Origin of the sequence: Cryobacterium sp. RTC2.1 (assembly GCF_035018685.1) — a bacterium.
GTDB lineage: Bacteria > Actinomycetota > Actinomycetes > Actinomycetales > Microbacteriaceae > Cryobacterium > Cryobacterium glucosi.
The window spans coordinates 1-926 of record NZ_JASJXJ010000322.1; the positions used below are offsets into that span (position 1 = coordinate 1).

General features: G+C 67.7%; 2 protein-coding genes. One reads left to right on the forward strand and one right to left on the reverse strand.

Features of this window, described 5'->3' with window-relative positions:
* Positions 1–63: 63 nt before the first annotated feature.
* Positions 64–546, reverse strand: coding sequence for a MarR family winged helix-turn-helix transcriptional regulator (locus QN357_RS19085; RefSeq protein WP_134559282.1), 483 nt, complete (start codon positions 544–546; stop codon positions 64–66).
* 93 nt (positions 547–639) lie between these two features.
* On the opposite strand from QN357_RS19085, the gene QN357_RS19090 reads away from it, so the two are divergent.
* Complete coding sequence (locus QN357_RS19090; protein ID WP_134559284.1) at positions 640–924, forward strand: hypothetical protein; 285 nt, start codon at positions 640–642, stop codon at positions 922–924.
* Positions 925–926: the final 2 nt, after the last annotated feature.

Below are 926 nucleotides of genomic sequence, written 5' to 3' on the forward strand. Positions count from 1 at the left end.
CGCGAAAGCGGGTGAATCGTCGGTATGCCGCAGCGAAAGCGACGATTCACCCGCTTTCGCGGGTCAGGGGGACTGTGCCGCGTCGATCACCCGCCAGAGCGAGGTTCGCAGCGCGGTGAGCTCATCCAGGCTCATGCCGAGCTTGTCGATGATGCGCGGCGGGATCGTGAGGGCGTCCTCGCGGAGTGCTCGACCGGCATCCGTCAGCGTGATGTCGAGCACACGTACGTCGTGCGCATTGCGACTGCGGCCGACGAGGCCGGCGGTCTCGAGGCGCTTCAGCAGCGGGGAGAGGGTCGCGGGTTCGAGGCGCAGCTCGGCGCTGAGGTCAGAGACCGAACGCGGGCTGCGTTCCCAGAGGGCGAGCAGCACGAGGTACTGCGGATGCGTGAGGCCGTACGGCTCGAGGATCGGCCGGTACACCGAGATCACACTGCGGGACGCGATCGCGAGGGCGAAGCAGACCTGGTCCTCGAGGCGGAGCAGGTCGGGCGCGGACGCGGGCACTGTCGCGGAACCGGTCGTGCCCGGGGAATCGTCTGTCATCGGTTGGTCCCGCGCCTCTGCTGTTCCCCGTCGCGACCGTCTCGACGGAATTGATTAGTGCACTAATCGTAATTGATTAGTACACTAACCATTATGACACGCGCATCGAGACGAGGAACCGGCGAACCGGGCGATTCTGACGACAGGCCGTCGGGCGAACACGGCCTCGCGGGCGCCGTGTCCTGGCTGAATCGCACGCTGCTGCCCTGGATCGGGCCGCCGCCGCTCGGCCCGTATACGACGGAGACGACCGAGCAGAAGCAGGCGGAGCGCGCCGAGGCGACCTGCCCGATCTGCGGCGAGCTGATGAGCCGGCACGAGATCGACCGCTCGGGCGAACGCACCCAGATCCACCACCCCGCCCCCGCAGCCCCCTGATC